This window comes from Caulobacter radicis (assembly GCF_003094615.1).
GTDB lineage: Bacteria > Pseudomonadota > Alphaproteobacteria > Caulobacterales > Caulobacteraceae > Caulobacter > Caulobacter radicis.
Window position 1 is genome coordinate 49,775 of record NZ_QDKO01000009.1, and the last position, 22,088, is coordinate 71,862.

The window sequence follows — 22,088 nt, forward strand, 5'->3', positions numbered from 1 at the left end:
GCGTCCTAAACCCAAACGCCGATAAGACCAACCGGACGCAACACCGCACGTGAACGACTGGACGCTGCCGCCCTACAGGTTCGACGACCCGCCCGCGCGCCCAACGCCGCCGGCGGGCGGCGGTTTTTCGCCCGTACCGCCGCCGCCGCCGCCGCCGCCGAAAGGCCCGCCGCAGCGTCCGCCGCCGCCGCCCGAAGAGCCGTTCCGCGCCGACCTGAAGACGCCGCGCAAGCGGGGCGGCTGGGGCTGGGTGTGGCTGACCCTGCTGGTCGGGGTGATCCTGGGCTTCCTCGCCGTGGGCGGCGCGGGGGGCTATGTCTGGTTCAAGTACCTGAAGGACACGCCGGACCTGCCGTCGCGCGAGGCGCTGTTCGCCGTCAACCGCGCGCCGGGCGTGCGGTTCGAGGACCGCAGCGGCCAGGTGATCGCCACGCGCGGGCCGCGCTATGGCCAGCGGGTGACGGTCAAGACCGTGCCCGGCTACGTGCCGCTGGCCTTCCTGGCGGCCGAGGACAAGCGCTTCTACAAGCACGGCCCGATCGACCTGTACGGCATCGCCCGGGCGGCCTGGGTGAACTGGCGCGCGGGCCGCACGGTGCAGGGCGCCTCGACCCTTTCCCAGCAGCTGGCCAAGGGCCTGTTCCTGACGCCCGACCGCACGGTCGAGCGCAAGCTGCAGGAAATGCTGATGGCCTGGCGCCTGGAGCAGGTGCTGACCAAGGACGAGGTGCTGGAGCTCTATCTGAACCGCGTGTTCTTCGGGGCCAACACCTATGGCGTCGACGGCGCGGCCCAGACCTATTTCGGCAAGCCGGCCAGCCGGCTGACCCTGTCGGAAGCGGCCCTGCTGGCCTCGCTGCCCAAGGCGCCCTCGCGCCTGGCCCTGACCCGCGACATGGAGGGGGCGCTGGCCCGCTCGCGCCTGGTCCTGGCGAACATGGAAAAAGAGGGCTGGATCACGGCGGCCGAGCACGCCGCGGCCCTGGACGACACGCCCAAGCTTTCGCCCGACGCGGTCAGCGACGAGGGCGACTACGGCTGGGTGCTGGACTACGCCACCACCGAGGCGATCCGCATCGCCGGCCAGAACGCGCCCGACCTGGTCGTGCGCCTGACCATCGACACCCGCCTGCAGAAGGCCGGGGCCGACATCGTGCGCCAGGCCATCGCGCTGGGCGGCCAGCACGCCGGCGCCAGCCAGGCGGCGCTCTTGTCGCTGTCGGCCGACGGGGCGATCCGGGCGATGGTGGGCGGCACGGACTACATCGCCAGCCCCTTCAACCGCGCGGTGCAGGCCAGGCGCCAGCCGGGCTCGACCTTCAAGCCGTTCGTCTATGCCGCGGCCCTGGAGAAGGGCGTTCTGCCCAGCGACATCCGCGTCGACGGGCCGGTGCAGTTCGGCGACTGGAAGCCCGAGAACTACGGCGGCGACTATCGCGGCCCGATGACGGTGGAGCAGGCCCTGGTCAATTCCACCAACACCATCGCCGTCAAGCTGGCCCAGGAGGCCGGCGGCGCGCAGGTGGGGAACCTGGCCCGGCGTTTCGGGATCACCAGCCTGCCCGACCGGCCCGACCTGTCGGTGGCGCTGGGGGCCTATGAGGTGAACCTGCTGCAGATGACCTCGGGCTTCCAGGTCTTCCAGCTGGGCGGCCAGCGGGTGGAGCCCTACGTCATCGAGAGCATCACCGCCCAGGACGGCCGGCCGATCTATGCCCGTGGGCCGATGGCCCCGGCCCAGGTCTACGACATCGCCAAGGCCAGCATGATGGTCAAGATGATGAAGAAGGTGGTCGACCAGGGCACGGCCAAGCGGGCGGCGTTCGGCTGGCCGGCGGCGGGCAAGACCGGCACCAGCCAGAACTGGCGCGACGCCTGGTTCGTGGGCTTCACCCCCGATTTCGCCACCGGCGTCTGGGTGGGCAACGACAACGACAAGCCGATGAACAAGGTGGTGGGCGGCGACATGCCGGCCAGCATCTGGCGGCGCTACATGCTGGCCGCGCACCAGAACCTGGCGATCCGGGATTTCCCGTGGCTGCTGCCCGATCCCGGCCCGCGCACCTCGCCCGATCCGCGCAACGGCTTCTACGAGACCCTGGCCTCGGAGTTCGCCCGCACGGCCTCGGAACTGGAGAGCGAGGCGGCCCCGGACGCGCCGGTCGACGACGGGCGCGGGCCTGTCCCGGCGCCGGAAGAACTGCCGTATTGATCGGGCGGGCGGCGGGACTGGTGTTGGCCCTGGCTCTTGCCGGGGCCTGGGCCGGAACGGCGAGCGCCGCGCCACAGCCGCGCGCCTGCTTCGCCGAATGGACGGCCAAGGGCTGGTTCGCGATGGCCCATGCGCACGCCTGGCCCGACGGCCGGCTGGACAAGGTCGCCGTAAGCGTCGCCCCGCCGCCCAAGGGGCCGGTCGCTGAGCGGATCCTGCCCAGGCTGCGCTATCGGGCGACGGCGACCGCCGCCGACGGAACGCCGCGCGCCTGGGCGCTCGAGGCCGACATGGTCGCCTGGGCCGACGACGTGGGGCGCGGCTGGACCGTCGAGCTGCTGGCCGACGGCGCGCGGGTCGGCGGCGGGCCGGTGGCGTGGGCGCCGCCCAACCGCCTGGCGGGAACCGAGCACCTGCCGATACCCGAGCAGAGCACGGGCCTCTACCGGACCGCCGAGGCCGGCGTGCTGGAGGCGATCGACCGGGCCGGACGCCTGGAAGCGGTGATCCGCGCCAAGGGCCGCCGACCGATCACGCTGGCCTTCGACGATCCCGGCCGGGCCAGAGCCCAGGCCGTGGGCGAGGCGGCGATGGACCGCCTGCGTCGGACCGCGGCGGGCGAGACGCTGGCCGGGGCCAACTGCAGGGCGCTTTCCGAGGGGCGCTAGGCAGTTTCCGGCGCGCGGAACGTGGCCAGCAGGGCGGCCTCGCGCGGGGCTTGGGCGATGTGGAGCACCAGGGCGCCAGCCAGGTCGCACAGTGGATGGACGGCCGCGTGGGCGGCGAACCAGGCGACTTCGTCGAGGGACTCGTCGTCGTGCCAGGTGGTCATGATCAGCTGGTCGTCGCCCGGCAGGTCGCCCGGAAAGGCCGCGATGAAGGCGTCGTCGATCGCGTCGTGCCAGGCCTCGCAACCGGTTCCCCAGGTCATGGCGTAGAGGCAGCCGCCATACACCAGCCAGGTTGAAACCCTTGCGCGCCAGGCCGGGTCGGCGGACGCTTCCAGCACCAGCACGGCCTTGAACGGGGCCGCGACCGGCAGCGCGACCGGCGGCGCGCCGGGCGGCAGGTGAAGATAGGCGAGGGCGGTCATGGCCAGAGCCTAGCAGGCGACGCCCCGGACGGGGATAGAGCCGCGTCTATCCTCGGCGATTTCGGAAAAAGATCGGGCGATATCAGTCGCTTGCAACTTTCTCATGGGGCTGGATCAGACGCGCTCGCTGGCGCCGTACACTTCTGTCATGGCCGAGAAAAGCGAACACGAGGCGCGGCGCTGGGGCGAGAGGCTGCAGGGCGACCTCATGGCGTCGATGGACGCCGAATGGGACCGGGCGAAGGACAGCGACGACGTCGCGGTCGTGGCCCTGGCCGACAAGCGCGCCCGGATGTTCGGGACCTTCGCGCGGTCGGCCAAGGCGGTGGTCGCCATGATCTCCGAACCGAAACAGGCCGCCGGGAACGGCGGCGAAGAGGACGAGGCCGACATGCATGGCGAGATCCCCGACGATCCCGAAGAGCTTCGAGCCGCAGTTGAGTCCAAGGTTGCCAAGCTTGCGGAGCTCCTGGAGCGCAAGCGGCGCGACGGGGCTGGCGGCGACGACCGCTGCGATGAGCCCGGAGCAGCAGCGGAGATTTCTCAGCGTCGCTCTGGCTGAGCCGCTGCCGCATCAGGAGCTGGAGGGCGGCGAGGACTGGTCGACCTTCCTGCTGCTGGGCGGGCGGGGATCAGGCAAGACCTTCGCCGGGGCGCGGTGGCTGGCGCAGATGGCGCTGACCGTACCGCGCATGGCGCTGGTGGGGCCGACCCTGCACGACGTGCGCGAGGTGATGGTCGAGGGGGCTTCGGGCTTGCGGGCGACCAGCGGGCCGGCCTTCCGGCCGCGGTGGGAAAGCTCTCGCCGGCGACTGGTCTGGCCCAATGGGGCCGCCGCCTACGCCTTCTCGGCGGAAGATCCCGACAGCCTGCGCGGGCCGCAGTTCCATGCCGCCTGGGCCGACGAGTTCTGCGCCTGGCCCAAGGCCGGCGAGACCCTGGCCATGCTGCGGTTCGGGCTGCGGCTGGGCGAGGATCCCAGGCTGGTGGTGACCACCACGCCGCGTCCGACCCGGGCGCTGAAGGTCTTGATGGCGCAGCCGGGCGTGGCCACCACGCGGGCGGGGACGGCGGCCAATGCCGGCAACCTCGCGCCGCGTTTCCTGGCGACGCTGGAGGCGCTGTACGGCGGCACGCGGCTGGCGGCCCAGGAGCTGGACGGGATCGTCGTCGAGACCGATGGCGGCCTGTTCCGCGCCGAGGACCTGGCGAGCTGTCGGGGCGCGCCGCCGGCGAAGTTCGACCGGGTGGTGGTGGCGGTCGATCCGCCGGCCACCGCGCGCGGCGACGCCTGCGGGGTGGTGGTCGCCGGACGCCGCGACGGCCGCGCCTATGTGCTGGCCGACCGCACCGCGCGGGGGCTGTCGCCCAACGGCTGGGCGAGCCTGGCGGTGGCGGCGGCCGTGGATTTCGACGCCGACGCCCTGGTGGCCGAGGCCAACCAGGGCGGCGACATGGTGCGCACCGTCCTGGCCCAGGCCGCCCCGCCGTGCCCGATCAAGCTGGTGCGCGCGTCGGTGGGCAAGCGGGCCCGGGCCGAGCCGGTGGCGGCTCTGTACGAGCAGGGGAAGGTCGTGCATTGCGGCGCCTTCCCGGCCCTGGAGGAGGAGCTGATGGGCCTGGGCGACGGCGACCTGGGCCACAGTCCGGACCGGGCCGATGCGCTGGTCTGGGCGCTGAGCGAGCTGATGCTGGGCGGGGGACGGGCGCCGAGGTTGAGGGTGGTGTAGGCGTTGAAGTTACTCCCCCCACCGGCCCTTCGGGCCGCCTCCCCCACAGGGGGAGGTTTGTAGATGGGAAACCTCCCCCTGTGGGGGAGGCGACCGCGCAGCGGTCGGTGGGGGGAGGTTCGCACGGATTGTCGCGACCACGTCGTCGACCGATTTTAGCACCTCGGCAGCGGGTATCCTCAGCGTGCGGATGCCGAAACTGGCCATGTAGTCGTCGCGGATCGCGTCGCGTCGTGGCCGGTCCTCGGTCTCGTGAGCATAGCTGTCGACCTCGACGGCCAGCTTGAAGGCCGGGCAGTAGAAGTCGAGTACGTAGCGCCCGAACGGGTGCTGGCGGCGAAAGCGCAGGCCGTCGAGCTGGCCGCCGCGCAAAGCCTTCCAGAGCATCATTTCCGGCAGGGACATGTCCTTGCGCAGGGCGCGGGCGCGTCTGACGAGCGGGTTTTCGTCGGGCATCGGCTGTCGCTCCCCCCACCGATCGCTTCGCGATCGCCTCCCCCACAGGGGGAGGTTCCCTATTGTCGCCACACCCTACATCGTTCTTCATTTGTTCTCAACCTTCACGGGAGCGGCCATGGCCCTTTTCGCGCGCCGGCGTGTGCCGGAGATCAAGGATTCGCGGGCCGCCAGGCTGGTGGCGCTGACCAGCGGCGGGCGGCCGCAGTGGACGCCGAGGGACTATGGGGCCCTGGCGGCCGAGGGGTTTTCCAAGAACCCCGTGGCCTATCGTTGCGTGCGGATGATCGCCGAGGCGGCGGGGTCCGTGCCGCTGGCGGTGTTCCACGACGGGCGGCGCAGCGACGATCATCCGCTGGCGCGGCTGCTGGCGGCGCCCAATCCCGAGCAGGGCGGACCGGACCTGATGGAGGCGTTCTTCGGGCACTTGCAGGTGGCCGGCAACGGCTACCTGGAGGCAGCCGGGGAGCAGCCGAGCGAGCTCTACGCCCTGCGGCCCGACCGGATGGCGGTGGTTCCGGGGCCGCGCGGCTGGCCGGCGGCCTATGACTACCAGGCCGGCGGGCGGACGGCGCGGATCGGGCGGGACGCCGACGGCTGGCTGCCGGTGCTGCACCTGAAGCTGTTCAACCCGACGAGCGACCACTACGGGGCCTCGCCGCTCGAAGCCGCCGCCTTCGCCATCGACGTGCACAACGCCTCGGGGGCGTGGAACAAGGGCTTGCTCGACAACGCCGCGCGGCCGTCGGGGGCGCTGGTCTATGGCGGGCGCGACGGGGACCGGCTTTCCGAGGAGCAGTTCGAGCGGCTGAAGGCCGAGCTGGCCAATGCGCACGCCGGCGCCGACAACGCAGGCCGGCCGCTGCTGCTGGAGGGCGGGCTGGAGTGGAAGCCGATGTCGCTGACGCCGGCCGACCTGGATTTCGTCGAGGGCAAGCATGCCGCGGCGCGCGAGATCGCCCTGGCCTTCGGGGTTCCGCCGCAGCTCTTGGGGATCCCCGGCGACAACACCTACGCCAACTATCGCGAGGCCAACGGGGCGTTCTGGCGGCACACGGTGGTTCCGCTGGCCGAGCGGGCGGCGCGGGCCATCACCGCCTGGCTGGGGCGCAAGTTCCCCGGCGCGCGGGTGGGCTGCGATCTCGACGCCGTGCCGGCGCTGAGCGCCGAGCGGGACGCGCTGTGGGCGCGGCTGGAGGCGGCGAGCTTTTTGACCGGCGAGGAGCGGAGAAGGCTGGCGGGGTTGGAGGGGTGATCAAGATCCTCCCCCCGAAGGGGGAGGTGGCCCGAAGGGCCGGAGGGGGAAGCCCCTTCGGCCTCCGGTGCATCGCCACCTCCGCAATCACATCCCCCTCCGTCGGCTTCGCCGACAGCTCCCCCTTCAGGGGGAGGATCCTGGAGAACGGACTTCCATGACTTCATCCCCCAACCGCTGGCGGCTGGACCGCCAGATCTCGGCGGCCGTGCTGGTGGCGGTGACGCTGCAGGCGGCCGCGGCGCTGATGTGGGCCGGGCGGGCCAGCGCGCGGATCGACGAGATGCAGAAGCGCCTCGACGCCCAGGCCCCGGTGGCCGAGCGGCTGGCCAGGCTCGAGACCCAGGCCGAGGCCACGCGCGCGGCCCTGGTGCGGATCGAGGCCAAGCTGGAAGGGGGCGGTCGATGAGCGAGCTGCGCATCGAAGGCTACGCGTCGCTGTTCTGGACCCGCGATCTCAACGACGACGTCACCGCCGCCGGCGCCTTCAGGCAGAGCCTGGAGGCCGGGCCGATCCGCATGCTGCACCAGCACGACGAGGCCGAGCCGGTGGGCGTCTGGGACGAGGCGTTCGAGGACGCGCGCGGCCTGTTCGTCCGTGGGCGGATCATCACCGCGACGCCGCGCGGGCGGCTGGTGGCGGCGCTGGTGAAGGCCGGCGCGCTGGACGGGCTGTCGATCGGCTTTCGGCAGGTCAAGGCGCGACGCGACGGGCGCTTGCGGGTGCTGAGCCGCGTCGACCTCTGGGAGGTGTCGATCGTGACGTTTCCGATGCTGCCGGCGGCAAGGCTGGCGGTGGTTTGAGATCTCCCTTCCCCCTTGATGGGGGAAGGGCCGGGGTTGGGGGTGGAGCGGCCTTTCCGCGCCCCTGACCGCCGATGGCTGCGGGGCTGACGCGCTGCGTCACCCCCATCCCAAACCCTTCCCCCATCGAGGGGGAAGGGCTTTTCACGGAGAACTCCATGAAGGAAACCAAACAGGTCCCGGCCTCGCCGGAGGCCCGGGCGGCGCTGGCCGAAATGCTGGCGGCGTTCGAAGGCTTCAAGGCCGCCAACGACCAGCGGCTGGCGGCCATCGAAAGCAAGAGCGCGGACGTGCTCCTGGAGGAGAAGGTGTCGCGCATCGACGCGGCCCTGAACGCCGCCCAGGACCGGCTGGACCGCGTGCTGGCCGAGAGCCGCCGTCCGGCCCTGGCGAGCGAGGCGCCGGCCGCGCGGGTCGACGAGCGCAAGGCCGCCTTCGACCGCTATGTGAAGACCGGCGAGACGGCCGGTCTTGTCGGGGGGCTGCTCGAGGCCAAGGGCCTGTCGGAGGGCGTGGCCACGGCCGGCGGCTATGTGGCGCCGCCGGAGCTGGAGCGGCAGATCCTGCGCCGCCTGGCGGCCACCAGCCCGATGCGCGAGATCTGCCAGGTGCGCACGATCGGCGGCGGTACGTTCCGCAAGCCGGTGTCGCCCACGGGCCTGGCCGCCGCCTGGGTGGCCGAGACCGCCGCGCGTCCCGAGACCACGGCGCCGACGCTGGACGTCATCGACTTCCCGGCCGGCGAGCTCTACGCCAGTCCGGCCGCGACTCAGGCGCTGCTGGACGACGCCTATGTCAGCATCGACGAGTGGCTGGCGGAAGAAGTGCAGGACGCCTTCGCCGCCCAGGAGACGGCGGCCTTCGTGGCCGGCGACGGGGTCAACAAGCCCAAGGGCCTTCTGGCCTACACCGCCGCCCCGGACGCGTCGTACGCCTGGGGCCAGCTGGGCTATGTGGCCACCGGCGTGGCCGGCAACTGGCCGGCCAGCAACCCGACCGACAAGCTGATCGACCTGATCTATTCGGCCAGGGCCCAGTACCGCCAGAACGGCCGCTTCGTGCTGAACCGCAGGACGGTCAGCGCGGTGCGCAAGTTCAAGGACGCGCAGGGCAACTACATCTGGAACGCGGCCCTGCAGCCGGGCCAGTCGGCGTCCCTGCTCGGCTTTCCGGTGACCGAGATCGAGGCCATGCCCGATGTCGGCGCCAACAGCATCGCCGTGGCCTTCGGCGACTTCGAGAAGGGCTACCTGATCGTCGACCGCGCCGGGGTGCGGGTGCTGCGCGACCCCTATTCGGCCAAGCCGCACGTGCTGTTCTACACCACGAAAAGGGTGGGCGGCGGCGTGCAGAACTTCGACGCGGTGAAGCTGCTGAAGTTCTCGGTGAGCTGATCTGAACCTTCCTCCGACCTTCCGGGAACCTCTCCCTGTGGGGGATGCGGCCCGGAGGGCCGGAGGGGGGACGTTCTCAGCTGTCGCGGAGACGGCCGGTTTCGCAGGTCTCCCCCCACCGATCGCTGCGCGATCGCCTCCCCCACGGGGGGAGGTTCCCGAAGGCCGACCCGCAGGGCGCCTTCCCCCAACACTGGAAATCCCCATGCCCAATTCCGTGACCCTGGCGCAGGCCAGGGACTTCCTGCGCGCAGGTGGCGAGGACGAGCTGGTTTCCCTGCTGATCGACGCCGCCGAGACGCGGGTCGGGCAGGCGGCCGGGGTCGTCATGAGCGCCGCCAGTCCCGCGCCGCTGCGCCTGGCGGTGCTGATCCTCGCCTGCCACGCCTACGAGCACCGCGGCGACGCGAGGCCGCCGCCGCTGTCGCTGGTCGAGCCGTGGCTCGCGCCGTTCCGGCAGGCGCGGCTGTGAGCGCCGAGATCGCCCTGGCCAGGGCCTTGGCCGACCTGCTGGCGGGCGCGCCGGCGGTGGCGGCGATCGTGGGGACGCGGGCGCACGCCGCCCCGCCCCGGATGCTGACCTATCCGTGCATCAGCGTCGGCCGGATCGAGAGCCGGCCCGTGGGCGAGGGCGACCTGCTCGAGCACGTCGTGACCCTCACCTGCGCCTCGCGCTTCGGCGGGGCGGAGGAGGCGCGGGCCATGGTCGCGGCCGCCCGGCTGGCGCTGCACGACGCCGCGCCGGCGGTGGAGGGCCGCGCGCTGGCCTCGCTGAAGGTGCGGTTCTGCGACGTGTTCTCCGCCGCCGACGACGAGCTGACCCTGGGCGTGCTGCGGGTGCGCGCCGTCAGCGAGCCGGCCTGAAGTCCAACAACGAAGGAGATCGACCATGGCCGCGCAAGCCGGCAAGGACATGCTGCTGAAGATCGGCGACGGGGGCTCGCCGCAGGCCTTCGTGACGGTGGCGGGCCTGCGGGCCCGGACCATCAGCCTGAACGCCAGGACCATCGACGCCACTGACGGCGACAGCGCCGGGCGCTGGCGCGAACTGCTGGCCGGGGCGGGCGTGCGCTCGGCCGCGGTGTCGGGGGCGGGGGTGTTCCGCGATGCGGCCTCGGACGCCCTGGTGCGCGACAGCTTCTTTTCGCAGACGGCCAGGACCTGGCGCCTGGTGATCCCCGACTTCGCCCAGCTGGAGGGGCCGTTCCTGGTCTCGGCGCTGGAATATGCCGGCCAGCACGACGGCGAGGCGGCCTTCGCCCTGACCCTGGCCTCGGCCGGGGCGGTCAGCGTGACGGCGATCTAACCGAGGAAGAAGCGCTGGTTCTCGGCCTTGAAGGCGCGCAGGCGCTCGGGGTCGTCGTCGCGCAGGTCGGGGTCGGAGACCAGTGTGGCCTCCACGCCGACGCGGAAGATCTCGACCCGGCCGTCGTCGCGTTGCAGCGACACCCGGTAGAGCCGCCACGGCGGCGCGCCGTTGCGCTGGGGGAAATCGAGGCCGGCGAAGGCGATCTCGAGAACCTTGCGGCCGGACCCCTCGTAGTCGCGCTTGATGCGCAGGTGGTCGCGCTCGCGCCCGGCGGCCACGAGCCAGCCCAGATACAGCGCGAACGGGCCGCAGCAGGCGGCGAGCACGAACAGGAAGCCGATGACGTCGAGGAGGTCGGACAGGGCGGCCATCGCGAAGAAAGGGGACCAGGCGGGCGCAGCCTAGCTTTCGGTCCGGCAAGCAACAAGGAGGCGAGATGGGCGAGGTGAATCGCGCGCGCGGCGAGGTCGCCGTGACGCTGGGCGGGGTGACGCGGCGGCTGTGCCTGACGCTGGGCGGCCTGGCCAGGATCGAGGCGGCGCTGGGCTTGTCCGACTGGAGCCAGCTGCCGGCGCGGCTGGCGCGGCCGTCGGCGAGCGAGCTGATGGCGGTGCTGGAGGCGCTGGTCGACGACGAGCTGGGGCCGCTGGACGCGGGCCGGCTGGACCCGCGCGAGGCCGCCGCGGCGGTGGCCATGGCCCTGGCGGCGGCCGCGTGAGCCCCTGGGGCGAGATGCTGCGCCGGGCGGCGGTGGCGTTCGCCATCCCGCCGGCGGCGTTCTGGCGGCTGTCGCTGAAGGAGTGGCGGGCCTTGGCGGGCGAGGGCGAGGTCGGCGGCGCAGCGATGGGGCGGCCGGCGCTGGCGGCGCTGATGGCGCGGTTTCCCGACGCGATGGAGGACGAGGCATGAGCGGTTTCAATGAGGTCGAAGGCCTGCCGCTGCGCACGGCCGAGGCGGCAGACGCCCTGGCGGGCCTGGAAGCCCCGGCCCGGGCGGCGGCGCGGTCGATCGAGGACGCCTTCGCCCACGCCGGCGAGAACCTGGCGCGGTCGCTGGCGAGGGCGGCCGCCGACGGCGAGCTGTCGCTGGCAGACCTGGCGCGGGCGGTGCTGGGCGCGGTGTCCGGCGGTCGCGGAAGCGGCCTGGGCGAGGCGCTGAGCGCGGCGGTGTCGGGCGTGTTCTCCGGGGCGCGGGCCGAGGGCGGTCCGGTGACCGGCGGCGGGGCTTATCTGGTCGGCGAGCGCGGGCCCGAGGTGTTCCGGCCGGCCGGGGCGGGAACGATAGAGCCCGTTGGCGGCGGGGGCGGGATCAGCGTGACCGTGCAGGTCAGCGGCGGCGACGCCCCGGCCCTGGCCCGCTCGGACGCCCAGCTGGCCCAGGCCCTGGCGCGGGCGGTCAGCCTGGGCGCGCGCCGGCTCTAGCCGAAGACGTCGGCCCGCTCCCTGGGCGTGGGCGGCGGGGCGGGCTTGGATCTCCAGGCGCCGAGCAGGATGATCAGCGCGATGACGACCAGGGCCGTCACGAGGTTGACGGCGCTCAGGCTGCTCAGGCCGCTGACGACGTTGTCGCTCGCCTGGATCATCAGCCGGTAGATCCCTCGGCCGGCGAGCACGACGGCCAGCGGAAACGGCGCCAGCCAGAACGGCAGGCCGACGTCGCGCAGCCGGCGGGCGGCGAAGACGCACCAGGCCGCCAGGCTCGTCCAGTCGAGGACCTTGCCGGCCAGGTCGCCGTCCGTGAGGTTGGTGATGGTGAGCGACACGACGGTGATGGCGACGACCGCGATCCAGTACTCGGCGCGTCGGCCGCGACCACGCAGATAGGCCAGCACCAGCTTCATCCGAACACCTCCGCTCGGGTCTTGGGTTCGATCCGGGGCGCGCGCGAGGGCAGGCAGCCCAGGAGGATCACCGCGCCGGCGACGAGCGCCAGCACCGCGCCCTCGACCTGGATGCGCAGGACGACGTGGAAGGCGACGTCGTGCTGGCCGTACGCAAGGTCGAAGAAGGCGGCGCTGGCCAGGCTGGCGATTGGGGCCGGGACGCTGAGCCAGAGCGGCCAGCGGGCGTCGCGCAGCCGGCGCACGGCGGCGACAACCCAGACAAGCCACAGCAGCAGGCGCAGGGGCCAGTCCAACGACAGCAGGTTCGGCGCGACGGTGGCGATGATCGCGGTGGCGGCCATGTTGGCGGCCAGGACGCCGGCGCACCACAGCCAGAACTCAAGCCGCCGGCTTCGGCCGCGCAGATAGGCGCCGACGGCCGGGCTCATCCGAACACCTCGGCCTGCGTCTCGGGCGTCGGCGGCCTGAGGGCCTTGGAGGGCCAGAAGCCGAGCAGCAGGTTGAAGGCCAGCCAGCCAAAGCCGATCGGCGCCAGCGAGGTGTCATACAGCTTCTGGGGATCAGGGATGGTTCTGGCCAGCAGGAGCAAGGCGAAGAAGAAGGCCAGGACGGTGATGATCGGCGCGAGCGACAGCCAGGGGCTCCACCCCATCGCGCGCAGCCGGCGCGAGGCCAGCAGCAGCCACAGGGCGGTCAGGATCAGCGGCAGGACGTTGAGATAGAGGGGGCTTGGCGCGAAGGCCGCCGACAGCGTCAGGCCAAAGAACAAGGCCAGGCCCGCCCAGAACTCGCGCCGCTTGCCGCGGCCGGTCAGGTAGCGCCAGAGGGCGGGCAGCGGGCTCATGCGAACACCTCGGCCTTGTCCTCGCCGGCGGGACGGCGCTTCGGCTTCCAGAGGCCGATGGCGATGACGAAGACCGCCCAGACCCAGCCGGAGATCATCAGCAGCACGCTGACGGTCAGGGTGACCCAGGCGTCGGTGACGAGCGGAAGCACGGCCAGCAGCACGGCGAGCGCCATCAGCGCGATCGGCGCCAGCGACAGCCAGGCGGGCCAGCCGATGTCGCGCAGCCGGCGGACGGCCAGCACCATCCAGAAGACCAGGCCGGAAAGGTTCACCAGCAGGCGGACGACGGGATGCGGCAGCAGCCGCGCGACCACCAGCAGGGCCAGCAGGACGACGAAGCCGAGCCAGTATTCGCGCCGCTTGCCGCGGCCGCGCAGGATGGTCGACAGGCTCATGGCGGTCAGTCGAAGACCTCGGCCAGGCGCGGGGCCTCGTCGAGGCGGGCGGCTTCCTTCCGCGACGGGCGCGCGCCGAGACAGATGATGAAGGCCCAGGTGGCGACGACGCCGACTGCCACCGACAGCAGCTTGGCGGTGTCAACCGTCATGACGGGGACGATCGTGCGGACCATGCCCATCAGGACGCCGAAGCCGAAGCTTCCGCCCAGCGGGGCCAGGCTGAGCCAGGGCGACCAGCCGACGGCGCGCAGGCGGCGGATGGCGATCGGCAGCCACAGGAAGAAGCCGATGGCGTTGCCGAGGATCGCGTGGCCCAGGGCGCCGGCGCTTCCCGACGCCAGCACCAGCAGGACCATGCTGATCCAGAACTCGCGCCGGTTCGACCGGCCCGTCAGATAGCCCTTGATCGCGTTCACGCCACGCCCCCGACACACAAAACCCCGCCGCGACAGTAGCGGCGGGGTTGCGTGGGCGAAAGGGCTCTCGCGCGGTTTGCCCGGCGTGGCGACATTCGGCGTCTGAGACGAAAACCTCGCCCTTCGACGGGCTCAGGATGAGGTTTTTCTACGATCTCCGCCTGTAATCTGGTCCTCATCCTGAGCTTGTCGAAGGACGAGGACCACACTCGGATCTTGAATGTCGATCTACCCTAGACGGCCAGTGCGTTCAGCGGCCGGTCGCCCCAGCGGTTGTCGCTGGTGTCGCCCGGGGTGGCGCCGACCCACAGCGTGAAGCCGATGCTGACCAGGAAGCCCAGCAGCAGGGACATCACCACGCCGCCGGCGCCGGCCAGGGCGAACAGTTCGGGGTCGCCGCCGTTGAGGGCGATGGCCGCGGCGCCGAAGCCCAGCCACAGGGCCGAGCCGATCAGCATCACCGGACCCAGCACGATCGGCAGGGCCTGCCACCAGCCGCTCTTGCCCATGTCGTGCAGGCGCTTGGTGTAGATGCAGACGAAGCAGTAGAGCGACGCCAGGGCGACGAGATTGCCGATGACCGGGACCCACCCGGCCACCACATTGGCGCCCAGCAGCATCAGCCAGGCGATCCAGAACGCCTGACGGCCGATACGGCCGTCGGCGGAGAACATCAGGGTCTTCCAGTCCATGTCTTTGTCTCCCAACCTTGAGGAGAGACTAGGGCCGGCCCCGTCGCGGCTGAAGTGAAATGGACGTCATGACAAGGGTTTAACCCGCCACGGCGAGCGCGGGTGACGGCGTGGGCGCGGGCGTCGCGCGGCGCGGGCCGGGCTCGACGCCCAGCCAGCCCAGCAGCGCCAGCCACAGCAGGCCCGAGGCCCCCGCGCCGGTGAAGATCGGCACGATGACGGCCATGCCCTGCAGGTGGCCCATCCAGGCCATCAGCCCGCCGGTGAGGATCAGGTCCAGGCCCCAGACGCCGACCAGCGGCCAGGGGCCGTGGCCCATGTCGCGCAGGCGCTTGAGGCACAGCACGCCGCTGACCCAGCCTTGCAGGGCCAGGATGCCAAGGCCGGGGATCCAGCCGTCGAAGCCGAAGGCCGGGCCGCTGACGTCGACCAGCCAGGGCCCGACCAGCGGGATGGCGGCTATGGGGGCCGCGCCATGCCGTCCGAACGCCAGGAAGCCGCCGACCTCGAGCCCGAGCAGCAGGAACAGGCCCAGCCAGAACGGTCCGCGGCCGATGGCGCCGCGCGGCGAGAAGAGCAGGGCGAAGAAGGGCACGGCGGGGTCTCCGGCGGGTCTGGATGGAATGTAAGTAAATAATCACTCACATTGTGCAGCTGTCAAGGAGGGCTCTTCATGAGCTTGGTGATGAGCGCCTTTCACGAGGTGCGGCTGCCCGTGCGCCTGGCCTTCGGCGGGACCAGCGGGATCGAGCGCCGCACCGAGATCGTCGGCCTGGCCTCGGGCGCCGAGCACCGGTCCAGCCCGTGGGCGCAGGGGCGGCGGCGCTACCTGGTCGGCACGGCGACGCGCAGCCTGGACGAGGCCGCCGAGCTGGTGGCGTTCTTCGAGGCGCGGCGCGGGCGGCTGCACGGCTTTCGCTTCAGGGACCCGGCCGACTTCAAGTCGTGCGCGCCGTCGCTGAACCCCACCCCGACCGATCAGGTGCTGGGAACCGGCGACGGGATCCGGAAGACGTTCCAGCTGGCCAAGGCCTATGGGACCGGCGCGACGGCGGTGTCGCGACCGATCAGCAAGCCGCAGGCCGGGACCGTGCGGGTGGCCGTGGCCGGGGTGGAGCAGGCGGCCGGGGCCTTCGCGGTGGATGCGACGACGGGCCTTGTCGCCCTGGCGGCCGCGCCGGCGGCGGGGGCGGCGGTGACCGCCGGTTTCCTGTTCGACACGCCGGTGCGCTTCGATCTCGACCGCATCGACGTGACCCTGGAGGGGTTCGGGGCGGCGCGGGTCGGGGCGGTGTCGCTGGTCGAGGTGCGGGCCTGATGCGCGCGGTCGAGGCGGCGCTGGCGGCGCGGATCGAGAGCGGGGCGGCGCGGCTGTGCCACGCCTGGGTGCTGACCCGGGCCGACGGCGTGGCGCTGGGCTTCACCGACCACGACCGCGACCTGACGGTGGCGGGGACGGTCTGCCGGGCGGCCAGCGGCTGGAGCGCGGGGGCGGCCGAGGACGAGGCGGGGTTCGGGCCTGGCCTGGCCGCGGCGCTGGGGGCGCTGGACGGCTCTTCGCAAGATGGGGCGGCGATCACCGCCGGCGACATCGAGGCGGGGCTCTATGACGGCGCGCAGGTGGTCTGCCGGCGGGTGGACTGGAGCGCGCCGGACCTGCTGGTCGAGCTGTGGCGGGCCCGCGTGGCCAGGGTGTCGTGGACCGGCCAGGCCTTCACCGCCGAGCTGGAGGGGCCGGCGGCGGACCTGGAGCGGGCAGCGGGGCGGACCTACGCCCGCAGCTGCGACGCGACCCTGGGCGACGGGCGCTGCGGCGTCGACCTGGCGGCCCATCCCGGCGCGACCTGCGACCGGCGCTGGACGACCTGCCGCGACGTGTTCGCCAACGCGGCCAATTTCCGGGGCTTTCCGACCCTGCCGGGCGAGGACTTCCTGACGCTCTATCCCGCCGAGGGCGAGACCAACGACGGAGGGCGGCGATGAGGGCCCGGGTCGTCAGCGAGGCGCGGCGCTGGCTGGGCACGCCCTACCAGCACCAGGCCAGCCTGAGGGGCGCGGGCTGCGACTGCCTGGGCCTGGTGCGCGGGGTGTGGCGGGCGCTGCACGGGGCCGAGCGCGAGGCGCCGCCGCCCTATCGCCCCGACTGGGCCGAGCTTTGCGACGGCGAGCCGCTGCTGGAGGGGCTGGCGCGGACGCTGGTGGCCGTCGATCCGGCGAGTGCGCGGCCCGGCGACGTGGTGGTGTTCCGCATGCTCGCCGGGGCGGCGGCCAAGCACTGCGCGATCCTGTCGGCCGATGGGCCGAAGGGCGCGCGGATGATCCATGCCTATTGGGGCCGGGCCTGCGTCGAAAGCTGGCTGGGACCCTGGTGGCGCGCGCGGCTGGTCGCCGCCTTCTCGTTTCCGGAGCAGGACTGATGGCGCAGATGATCCTCACCGGGGCCGGTTCGAGCCTCGGGTCGCTGGGCGCGATCAGCGCCACCCTGGGGGCGATGGTCGATGTCGGCCTGGCCGCGGCCCTGGCCCCGGCCCGGACCTCGGGTCCGCGCATCGCCGAACTGAAGCTGACCGGCGCGGCCGAGGGGGCGCCCATGCCTTGCGCGTTCGGCCGGACGCGGGTGGCCGGCCAGGTGATCTGGGCGGCGCGTTTCCGCGAGCACCGCCGCGAGGCCGGCGGCAAGGGCGGGCGCGTGCGGTCCTACGGCTACAGCCTGTCGTTCGCCCTGGCGGTGGGCGAGGGGCCGATCGACGGCATCGGCCGGGTGTGGGCCGACGGCAAGGTGATGGACATGGACGGCGTGACCATGCGCGTCCATCGCGGCACGGAGGACCAGATGCCCGACCCGCTGATCGCAGCGGTGGAGGGCCAGGCGCCGGCCTATCGCGGCACAGCCTATGTGGTGTTCGAGGACCTGGCGCTGGACGCCTTCGGCGGGCGGCCGCCGCAGCTGTCGTTCGAGGTCTTCCGCCGGCCGGGCGGCGACGGGACGGGGCTGGAGGACCGGCTGGAGAGCGTGTGCCTGATCCCGGGGGCGGGCGAGTTCGTGCTGGCGACCGACGTGGTGCTGCGGCGCGAGGGGCTGACGCGGACCAGCGCGGAGAACCAGAACAACGCCGAGGGCCGGGCGGACCTTCTGCTGTCGCTGGACCAGTTGCAGGCGCAGCTGCCGAACGTGCGGCATGTGAACCTGGTGGTCAGCTGGTTTGGGACCGACCTGCGCTGCGGGTCGTGCGAGATCCGGCCGGGCGTCGAGGCGGCCGACAAGCCGACCGAGCCGATGGCCTGGCGTGTGGCGGGGCTGGAGCGCGGGCAGGCGCGGCTGATCTCGCAGAGCGGCGGGGGCGTGGCCTATGGCGGCACGCCGGCCGACGCGGCGGTGGTGCAGGCGATCGCCGAGCTGAAGCGGCGGGGCTTTGCGGTGACGCTGTATCCGTTCGTGCTGATGGACGTGCCGGCCGGCGCCGGTCTGCCCGATCCGCGCGGCGGGGCCGAGCAGGCGCCCTATCCCTGGCGCGGGCGGATCACCTGCCATCCGGCCCCGGGACGGGCGGGCTCGCCGCACAGGACCGGCGCGGCGGCCGCGCAGGTGGGGGCGTTCTTCGACGGCGAATGGGGCTTTGGCCGCTTCGTGCGGCACTATGCGGACCTGGCGGCGCGGGCCGGCGGGGTGGACGGCTTCCTGATCGGCTCGGAGCTGGTGGGGCTGACCCGCGTGCGCGACGTGGCGGGCTTTCCGGCCGTGGCGGCGCTGAAGGCGCTGGCCGGGCAGGCGCGGGCGCTGCTGGGGGCGGCGACCAGGATCGGCTACGCCGCCGACTGGAGCGAGTATTTCGGCAGCCAGCCGGCCGACGGCTCGGGCGACGCGCACTTTCACCTGGACCCGCTGTGGGCCGATCCGGACATCGACTTCGTGGGCATCGACTACTATCCGCCGATCACCGACTGGCGGGACGGCGCGGATCATCTGGACGCCGTGGCCGGCTGGGGCGGGCCGCACGATCCCGGCTACCTGCGCCACGGCCTGACGGGCGGCGAGGGCTTCGACTGGTTCTACGCCTCGGACGCCGACCGCGCGGCGCAGGTGCGCACGCCGATCACCGACGGGGCGCATGGCGAGCCGTGGGTGTTCCGGCCCAAGGACCTGCTGTCGTGGTGGAGCCGCCCGCACCACGACCGGCCGGGCGGGGTGCGGTCGTCGACGCCGACGGCCTGGGTTCCGAAATCCAAGCCGATCCGGTTGATCGAGTTCGGCTGCGGGGCGGTGGACAAGGGCGCCAATGCGCCCAACCTGTTTGTCGATCCCAAAAGCGCCGAGAGTTCGCTGCCGCCCTTTTCGGACGGCGGCGCCGACGCGCTGGGCCAGCGGCGGGCGCTGGAGGCGGTGCTGGCCATGGTGGGCGATCCGGAGGCCAATCCGGTCTCGCCGGTCTATGGCGGGCCGATGATCGAGGAGGCCAGCGCCTGGTGCTGGGACGCGCGGCCCTTCCCCGACTTTCCGGCCCGGGCGCAGGTGTGGGCCGACGCGCCCAACTGGCGGCTGGGCCACTGGCTGAACGGCCGGGCCGGCGCGGCGGGCCTTGGCGAACTGGTCATGGCCGTGGCGGCGCGGGCCGGGGTGGAGATCGATCCCGGCGAGGCGTCAGGCCCCATGGGAGGCCTGGTGGAGGGCTATGTGGTCGAGCGGCCGATGCGCCTGCGCGACGCCCTGTCGCCGCTGACCGAGGCCTTCGGGCTGGACGCGGTGGAGCGCGGCGGGCGGGTGCGGCTGGTGTCGCGCTCGGGCCCGGCGCAGGGGGCGCTGGCCGGGGACGACCTGGCCTGGCCGGAGGATCGCGCCGCGCCGGCCAGCGCGGCGCGGCGGCTGGAGGACGCGGCCGGCGCGGTGCGGCTGCGGTTCGTCGACCTGGCGCGCGACTACCAGGCCGGCGGGCTGGTGGTGCGGAGCGGGCCGGGGGCGCTGACCTTGGATGTCGAGGCGCCGCTGGTGCTGACGGCGACTCAAGCTGGCGCCATCGCCCGGCGGCGGCTGGACGCGCAGAGCGCCGCGCGGCGCGAGCGGGTCGTCCACCTGTCGCCGCTGGCGGCGCTGCGCTGGCAGGCCGGCGACCGCCTGGCGCTGGACGGCGAGACCTGGCGCGTGGCGCGGGTGGATATCGACGAGCGGCCGAGGATGAAGCTGCTGCCCGTCTTGCCCGCCGTGGGCGAGGCCGGCGAGATCGACTGGAGCCCGGCCCCGCCGCGTGCGGCGCTCGGGCCGCCGGCCGTGGTGGTGCTGGACCTGCCGCCTCTGCCCGGCGCGGAGGAGGACGCCCGGCCGCTGGTCGCCGTCGCCGCCCAGCCGTGGCGGACCTTCGACGTGCATGCGGGGGCGGAGGTGGAGGCGCTGCGCGTACGGGGGACGGCGAACACCTGCGCGAGCGTGGGGACGACGCTGTCGGACCTGCCGGCCGGGCCGCGCTGCCGGTTCGACCGGGGAACGCGGCTGGTGGTGCGGCTGGAGGGCGGGGCGCCGCAAAGCCGCGGCCGCGCGGCGGTGCTGGCCGGCGAGAACCTGCTGGCGGTGCGCGGGGCCGAGGGCTGGGAGCTGTTGCAGTTCCTGAGCGCCGAGATGGTCGGGCCCGACGCCTGGGCGCTGAGCGGCCTGCTGCGCGGGCAGCAGGGCTCGGACATGGCGGCGCTGGTCGCGGCCGGGGCGAGGGTGGTGCTGGTCGACGAGGCCCTGGTCCGCGCCGAGCTCGGCCTGGCCGAGCGCGGCCTGCCGCTGGCCTGGCGCGCGGCGCCGGCCGGCGGTCCGGCGGCGGGGCCGGCGATGACGCAGGTCGAGGCGTCCTGGCGGGGCGCGGCCCTGCGGCCGTGGTCGCCGGCGCATCTGAGGGCGAGGACCGTGGGCGATGAGGTGCGGCTGTCGTGGATCCGCCGCGCGCGGATCGGCGGCGACGGCTGGGAGGGCGAGGTCCCGCTGGCCGAGGCGGGAGAGGCCTGGCGGGTGGAGATCCTCGACGGCGAGACGGTGGTACGGACGGTCGAGACGGCGACGCCGGGCTTTGCCTGGACGGCGGCGATGCGGGCGGCCGACCTGCCGTCGGGGGCGGCCGGGACGCTGTCGGCGAGGGTGGCGCAGGGCTCGGCGACCTGGGGCTGGGGCGCGCCTGCGACGACAGCGCTGTGATATTAATGCAACATTTGGCTTGCGCCCGGCGCGGAACCGCCTAATTGAGGGGCTTCGACATTTCCGTACTGTCTTGAGGGCCTTCCTTGGCGCGCGACCCCTATCTGGAGCTTGGCGTTTCCCGCGGCGCGAGCGCGGACGAGATCCGCAAGGCTTTCCGCAAGCTGGCCAAGCAGTATCACCCCGACACCAATCCCGGGGACAAGAAGGCCGAGGACAAGTTCAAGCAGGTCAGCGCGGCCTTCGACATCCTCGGCGACGCCGAGAAGAAGAAGAAGTTCGACGCCGGCGAGATCGACGCCGACGGGCGCGAGACCATGCGCGGTTTCGGCGGCGCGGGCGGCGGTCCGTTCGGCGGCGGCTTTGGCCGGGGCGGCGGCTTCGGGCGCGGCGGCGGCGGGGGCGAGGGCCCCGAGATCGACCTCAACGACCTGTTCGGCGACATCCTGGGCCGCAATCGCGGCGCGGGGGCCGGCGGCGGCTTCGGCGGCGGCGGCTTCTCGGCCAAGGGCGCGGACGTGCGCGCGCGGCTCGACATCGACCTGGAAGAGTCGATCAAGGGCGGCAAGAAGCGCGTGGCCTTCTCTGACGGCCGCACCATCGACGTGACCATTCCGGCCGGCGCCCAGGAAGGCCAGACCCTGCGCCTGAAGGGCCAGGGCAGCCCAGGCCGCGGCGGCAACGGCGACGCCCTGATCGAGCTGGCGGTCAAGCCGCACCCGATCTACCGCAAGGAAGGCGAGCACCTGGTCATGGACCTGCCGGTCAGCGTTCCCGACGCGGTGCTGGGCGGCAAGGTCGAGGCCCCGACGCCCGACGGTCCGGTCAATGTGACGGTGCCCAAGGGCGCCAACAGCGGTTCCAAGCTGCGGCTGAAGGGCCGTGGGCTGGCCGACGCCAAGGGCCATCGCGGCGACCTCTACGCCCGCCTGGTCGTCACCCTGCCCGAGACCATCGACGAGGACCTGGAGAAGTTCGCCCAGGCCTGGCGCGAGCAGAAGCCCTACGCGCCCAAGCGACGCTAGGGGCGGGCGCATCGGGTCTTAACCATGCCTGGTCAGGTCTGGTTAAGACCTGGCGAACAGATTGCGCGGTGTTTCCAGAAGGGAAGTCGCCGTGCAGGTTTCCGCAACCAACGCCGCCGTCCGCTACGCCCCGCCGCGGCCGGCCGGTTCGGGCGAAGCCGCCGCGGCCATCGTCGACCTGACCCAGCTGGCGGTGGCGCAGACCAACGCCAAGGCGACCCAGGCCGCCGGCGCGGCCCTGGCCCAGGCCACTGGCGAACTGACCGGCGTGCTGGTCGACATCTCGGCCTGAGGCCCAACAGGTCATTTCCGCCGCGAGGGCCGGTGTTGACCAAAGCCGGCAGTTGCTTGCGACGTCGATCTGGAGTCCGAAGCCGGCCCGGCGAGCAACGTCTGGTCGCGTCCCGTTGCGGACGTCCTTAGACCCTCTCTCCCTGAGAGAGGG

At 72.9% G+C, this 22,088-nt stretch carries 30 protein-coding genes; 20 read left to right on the forward strand and 10 right to left on the reverse strand.

Annotated elements, in window-relative coordinates; genetic code table 11:
* Nucleotides 1-49 precede the first annotated feature (49 nt).
* Together pbpC and DDF62_RS02670 are read left to right on the forward strand one after the other, a co-directional pair.
* A complete protein-coding gene (gene pbpC, locus DDF62_RS02665; protein ID WP_116487680.1) occupies nt 50-2,212 on the forward strand; it encodes a multimodular transpeptidase-transglycosylase PbpC in 2,163 nt (720 codons plus the stop codon).
* Between the two features lie 23 nt (nt 2,213-2,235).
* On the forward strand, nt 2,236-2,880 hold the full coding sequence (locus DDF62_RS02670; RefSeq protein ID WP_133244873.1) for a hypothetical protein: 645 nt from the start codon (nt 2,236-2,238) through the stop codon (nt 2,878-2,880).
* Here DDF62_RS02670 and DDF62_RS02675 read toward each other — a convergent pair.
* On the reverse strand, nt 2,877-3,305 hold the full coding sequence (locus DDF62_RS02675) for a DUF7684 family protein (protein WP_116487682.1): 429 nt from the start codon (nt 3,303-3,305) through the stop codon (nt 2,877-2,879). The genes DDF62_RS02670 and DDF62_RS02675 overlap by 4 nt on opposite strands.
* 103 nt (nt 3,306-3,408) lie before the next feature.
* Between DDF62_RS02675 and DDF62_RS02680 the strand changes: the two genes are divergently transcribed.
* Together DDF62_RS02680 and DDF62_RS02685 are read left to right on the forward strand one after the other, a co-directional pair.
* Nucleotides 3,409-3,867 (forward strand): hypothetical protein, encoded by a 459-nt coding sequence (locus DDF62_RS02680; protein WP_116487683.1) that lies wholly within the window; start codon nt 3,409-3,411, stop codon nt 3,865-3,867.
* A complete protein-coding gene (locus tag DDF62_RS02685; protein ID WP_116487684.1) occupies nt 3,821-5,035 on the forward strand; it encodes a DNA-packaging protein in 1,215 nt (404 codons plus the stop codon). The genes DDF62_RS02680 and DDF62_RS02685 overlap by 47 nt, the downstream gene beginning before the upstream one ends.
* A 9-nt stretch (nt 5,036-5,044) precedes the next feature.
* On the opposite strand, the gene DDF62_RS02690 is transcribed toward DDF62_RS02685, so the two are convergent.
* Nucleotides 5,045-5,491 (reverse strand): endonuclease domain-containing protein, encoded by a 447-nt coding sequence (locus DDF62_RS02690; RefSeq protein ID WP_116487685.1) that lies wholly within the window; start codon nt 5,489-5,491, stop codon nt 5,045-5,047.
* A gap of 118 nt (nt 5,492-5,609) precedes the next feature.
* Here DDF62_RS02690 and DDF62_RS02695 point away from each other — a divergent pair, with 118 nt between their 5' ends.
* The 7 genes from DDF62_RS02695 (at nt 5,610) to DDF62_RS02720 (ending at nt 10,250) form a co-directional block, all read left to right on the forward strand.
* Nucleotides 5,610-6,746 carry a phage portal protein gene (locus DDF62_RS02695; protein WP_116487686.1) on the forward strand — a complete coding sequence of 379 codons (1,137 nt, stop codon included), beginning with the start codon at nt 5,610-5,612 and terminating at the stop codon, nt 6,744-6,746.
* Between the two features lie 157 nt (nt 6,747-6,903).
* Nucleotides 6,904-7,155: a hypothetical protein gene (locus tag DDF62_RS02700; RefSeq protein ID WP_116487687.1), complete on the forward strand. Its 252-nt coding sequence runs from the start codon at nt 6,904-6,906 to the stop codon at nt 7,153-7,155.
* Nucleotides 7,152-7,550: an HK97 family phage prohead protease gene (locus tag DDF62_RS02705; RefSeq protein ID WP_116487688.1), complete on the forward strand. Its 399-nt coding sequence runs from the start codon at nt 7,152-7,154 to the stop codon at nt 7,548-7,550. Before DDF62_RS02700 ends, DDF62_RS02705 begins: the two co-directional genes overlap by 4 nt.
* A gap of 158 nt (nt 7,551-7,708) precedes the next feature.
* Nucleotides 7,709-8,944, forward strand: coding sequence for a phage major capsid protein (locus DDF62_RS02710; protein WP_116487689.1), 1,236 nt, complete (start codon nt 7,709-7,711; stop codon nt 8,942-8,944).
* 205 nt (nt 8,945-9,149) lie between these two features.
* A complete protein-coding gene (locus DDF62_RS25980; protein WP_244286682.1) occupies nt 9,150-9,416 on the forward strand; it encodes a head-tail connector protein in 267 nt (88 codons plus the stop codon).
* The gene (locus DDF62_RS25985) at nt 9,413-9,808 is read left to right on the forward strand and encodes a DUF3168 domain-containing protein (RefSeq protein ID WP_244286683.1); all 396 of its coding nucleotides are present in this window, start codon (nt 9,413-9,415) and stop codon (nt 9,806-9,808) included. The genes DDF62_RS25980 and DDF62_RS25985 overlap by 4 nt, the downstream gene beginning before the upstream one ends.
* A gap of 25 nt (nt 9,809-9,833) precedes the next feature.
* Nucleotides 9,834-10,250, forward strand: coding sequence for a phage major tail protein, TP901-1 family (locus DDF62_RS02720; protein WP_058349350.1), 417 nt, complete (start codon nt 9,834-9,836; stop codon nt 10,248-10,250).
* On the opposite strand, the gene DDF62_RS02725 is transcribed toward DDF62_RS02720, so the two are convergent.
* Nucleotides 10,247-10,624: a hypothetical protein gene (locus tag DDF62_RS02725; protein ID WP_116487691.1), complete on the reverse strand. Its 378-nt coding sequence runs from the start codon at nt 10,622-10,624 to the stop codon at nt 10,247-10,249. The genes DDF62_RS02720 and DDF62_RS02725 overlap by 4 nt on opposite strands.
* A gap of 65 nt (nt 10,625-10,689) precedes the next feature.
* Between DDF62_RS02725 and DDF62_RS02730 the strand changes: the two genes are divergently transcribed.
* Genes DDF62_RS02730 through DDF62_RS02740 form a run of 3 tightly spaced genes read left to right on the forward strand, consistent with a single transcriptional unit; the run spans nt 10,690 to nt 11,674 of the window.
* Nucleotides 10,690-10,971, forward strand: a complete 282-nt coding sequence (locus tag DDF62_RS02730) for a GTA-gp10 family protein (RefSeq protein WP_116487692.1) — start codon at nt 10,690-10,692, stop codon at nt 10,969-10,971.
* Entirely contained in the window at nt 10,968-11,162 is a 195-nt protein-coding gene (locus DDF62_RS02735; RefSeq protein ID WP_244286684.1) for a phage tail assembly chaperone, read from the forward strand. The genes DDF62_RS02730 and DDF62_RS02735 overlap by 4 nt, the downstream gene beginning before the upstream one ends.
* A complete protein-coding gene (locus tag DDF62_RS02740; protein WP_116487694.1) occupies nt 11,159-11,674 on the forward strand; it encodes a phage tail tape measure protein in 516 nt (171 codons plus the stop codon). The genes DDF62_RS02735 and DDF62_RS02740 overlap by 4 nt, the downstream gene beginning before the upstream one ends.
* On the opposite strand, the gene DDF62_RS02745 is transcribed toward DDF62_RS02740, so the two are convergent.
* From DDF62_RS02745 to DDF62_RS02775, 7 genes are all read right to left on the reverse strand, one after another.
* Nucleotides 11,671-12,093, reverse strand: a complete 423-nt coding sequence (locus DDF62_RS02745; RefSeq protein ID WP_116487695.1) for a DUF805 domain-containing protein — start codon at nt 12,091-12,093, stop codon at nt 11,671-11,673. The two genes, DDF62_RS02740 and DDF62_RS02745, sit on opposite strands and share 4 nt — an antisense overlap.
* Nucleotides 12,090-12,524: a DUF805 domain-containing protein gene (locus tag DDF62_RS02750; protein ID WP_116487696.1), complete on the reverse strand. Its 435-nt coding sequence runs from the start codon at nt 12,522-12,524 to the stop codon at nt 12,090-12,092. Before DDF62_RS02750 ends, DDF62_RS02745 begins: the two co-directional genes overlap by 4 nt.
* Nucleotides 12,521-12,940 (reverse strand): hypothetical protein, encoded by a 420-nt coding sequence (locus DDF62_RS02755; protein WP_116487697.1) that lies wholly within the window; start codon nt 12,938-12,940, stop codon nt 12,521-12,523. The genes DDF62_RS02750 and DDF62_RS02755 overlap by 4 nt, the downstream gene beginning before the upstream one ends.
* Nucleotides 12,937-13,338 (reverse strand): hypothetical protein, encoded by a 402-nt coding sequence (locus DDF62_RS02760; protein ID WP_116487698.1) that lies wholly within the window; start codon nt 13,336-13,338, stop codon nt 12,937-12,939. Before DDF62_RS02760 ends, DDF62_RS02755 begins: the two co-directional genes overlap by 4 nt.
* A gap of 5 nt (nt 13,339-13,343) precedes the next feature.
* Nucleotides 13,344-13,757, reverse strand: a complete 414-nt coding sequence (locus DDF62_RS02765; RefSeq protein WP_116487699.1) for a DUF805 domain-containing protein — start codon at nt 13,755-13,757, stop codon at nt 13,344-13,346.
* A gap of 233 nt (nt 13,758-13,990) precedes the next feature.
* Complete coding sequence (locus tag DDF62_RS02770; RefSeq protein ID WP_116487700.1) at nt 13,991-14,449, reverse strand: DUF805 domain-containing protein; 459 nt, start codon at nt 14,447-14,449, stop codon at nt 13,991-13,993.
* Nucleotides 14,450-14,528: 79 nt separating this feature from the next.
* Nucleotides 14,529-15,044 carry a hypothetical protein gene (locus DDF62_RS02775; RefSeq protein ID WP_116487701.1) on the reverse strand — a complete coding sequence of 172 codons (516 nt, stop codon included), beginning with the start codon at nt 15,042-15,044 and terminating at the stop codon, nt 14,529-14,531.
* Nucleotides 15,045-15,131: 87 nt separating this feature from the next.
* On the opposite strand from DDF62_RS02775, the gene DDF62_RS02780 reads away from it, so the two are divergent.
* The 6 genes from DDF62_RS02780 (at nt 15,132) to DDF62_RS02805 (ending at nt 21,935) form a co-directional block, all read left to right on the forward strand.
* Nucleotides 15,132-15,767 (forward strand): DUF2460 domain-containing protein, encoded by a 636-nt coding sequence (locus DDF62_RS02780; protein ID WP_116488190.1) that lies wholly within the window; start codon nt 15,132-15,134, stop codon nt 15,765-15,767.
* Nucleotides 15,767-16,432, forward strand: coding sequence for a baseplate hub domain-containing protein (locus DDF62_RS02785; RefSeq protein WP_116487702.1), 666 nt, complete (start codon nt 15,767-15,769; stop codon nt 16,430-16,432). The genes DDF62_RS02780 and DDF62_RS02785 overlap by 1 nt, the downstream gene beginning before the upstream one ends.
* Nucleotides 16,429-16,866, forward strand: a complete 438-nt coding sequence (locus DDF62_RS02790) for an NlpC/P60 family protein (protein WP_116487703.1) — start codon at nt 16,429-16,431, stop codon at nt 16,864-16,866. Before DDF62_RS02785 ends, DDF62_RS02790 begins: the two co-directional genes overlap by 4 nt.
* Nucleotides 16,866-20,618, forward strand: a complete 3,753-nt coding sequence (locus DDF62_RS02795) for a baseplate multidomain protein megatron (RefSeq protein ID WP_116487704.1) — start codon at nt 16,866-16,868, stop codon at nt 20,616-20,618. Before DDF62_RS02790 ends, DDF62_RS02795 begins: the two co-directional genes overlap by 1 nt.
* Nucleotides 20,619-20,704: 86 nt before the next feature.
* Nucleotides 20,705-21,643, forward strand: a complete 939-nt coding sequence (locus DDF62_RS02800; RefSeq protein WP_116487705.1) for a DnaJ C-terminal domain-containing protein — start codon at nt 20,705-20,707, stop codon at nt 21,641-21,643.
* Between the two features lie 91 nt (nt 21,644-21,734).
* Nucleotides 21,735-21,935, forward strand: coding sequence for a hypothetical protein (locus DDF62_RS02805; RefSeq protein ID WP_101718418.1), 201 nt, complete (start codon nt 21,735-21,737; stop codon nt 21,933-21,935).
* The last annotated feature ends 153 nt before the right edge of the window (nt 21,936-22,088 follow it).

Bases quoted from the DNA above. Each gene is read 5' to 3' on its own strand.
- DDF62_RS02675 (WP_116487682.1), bottom strand. From the start codon at position 3,305: ATGACCGCCCTCGCCTATCTTCACCTGCCGCCCGGCGCGCCGCCGGTC.
- DDF62_RS02680 (WP_116487683.1), top strand. From the start codon at position 3,409: ATGGGGCTGGATCAGACGCGCTCGCTGGCGCCGTACACTTCTGTCATG.
- DDF62_RS02685 (WP_116487684.1), top strand. From the start codon at position 3,821: ATGAGCCCGGAGCAGCAGCGGAGATTTCTCAGCGTCGCTCTGGCTGAG.
- DDF62_RS02690 (WP_116487685.1), bottom strand. From the start codon at position 5,491: ATGCCCGACGAAAACCCGCTCGTCAGACGCGCCCGCGCCCTGCGCAAG.
- DDF62_RS02695 (WP_116487686.1), top strand. From the start codon at position 5,610: ATGGCCCTTTTCGCGCGCCGGCGTGTGCCGGAGATCAAGGATTCGCGG.
- DDF62_RS02700 (WP_116487687.1), top strand. From the start codon at position 6,904: ATGACTTCATCCCCCAACCGCTGGCGGCTGGACCGCCAGATCTCGGCG.
- DDF62_RS02705 (WP_116487688.1), top strand. From the start codon at position 7,152: ATGAGCGAGCTGCGCATCGAAGGCTACGCGTCGCTGTTCTGGACCCGC.
- DDF62_RS02710 (WP_116487689.1), top strand. From the start codon at position 7,709: ATGAAGGAAACCAAACAGGTCCCGGCCTCGCCGGAGGCCCGGGCGGCG.
- DDF62_RS25980 (WP_244286682.1), top strand. From the start codon at position 9,150: ATGCCCAATTCCGTGACCCTGGCGCAGGCCAGGGACTTCCTGCGCGCA.
- DDF62_RS02720 (WP_058349350.1), top strand. From the start codon at position 9,834: ATGGCCGCGCAAGCCGGCAAGGACATGCTGCTGAAGATCGGCGACGGG.
- DDF62_RS02725 (WP_116487691.1), bottom strand. From the start codon at position 10,624: ATGGCCGCCCTGTCCGACCTCCTCGACGTCATCGGCTTCCTGTTCGTG.
- DDF62_RS02730 (WP_116487692.1), top strand. From the start codon at position 10,690: ATGGGCGAGGTGAATCGCGCGCGCGGCGAGGTCGCCGTGACGCTGGGC.
- DDF62_RS02740 (WP_116487694.1), top strand. From the start codon at position 11,159: ATGAGCGGTTTCAATGAGGTCGAAGGCCTGCCGCTGCGCACGGCCGAG.
- DDF62_RS02745 (WP_116487695.1), bottom strand. From the start codon at position 12,093: ATGAAGCTGGTGCTGGCCTATCTGCGTGGTCGCGGCCGACGCGCCGAG.
- DDF62_RS02750 (WP_116487696.1), bottom strand. From the start codon at position 12,524: ATGAGCCCGGCCGTCGGCGCCTATCTGCGCGGCCGAAGCCGGCGGCTT.
- DDF62_RS02755 (WP_116487697.1), bottom strand. From the start codon at position 12,940: ATGAGCCCGCTGCCCGCCCTCTGGCGCTACCTGACCGGCCGCGGCAAG.
- DDF62_RS02760 (WP_116487698.1), bottom strand. From the start codon at position 13,338: ATGAGCCTGTCGACCATCCTGCGCGGCCGCGGCAAGCGGCGCGAATAC.
- DDF62_RS02770 (WP_116487700.1), bottom strand. From the start codon at position 14,449: ATGGACTGGAAGACCCTGATGTTCTCCGCCGACGGCCGTATCGGCCGT.
- DDF62_RS02785 (WP_116487702.1), top strand. From the start codon at position 15,767: ATGCGCGCGGTCGAGGCGGCGCTGGCGGCGCGGATCGAGAGCGGGGCG.
- DDF62_RS02790 (WP_116487703.1), top strand. From the start codon at position 16,429: ATGAGGGCCCGGGTCGTCAGCGAGGCGCGGCGCTGGCTGGGCACGCCC.
- DDF62_RS02795 (WP_116487704.1), top strand. From the start codon at position 16,866: ATGGCGCAGATGATCCTCACCGGGGCCGGTTCGAGCCTCGGGTCGCTG.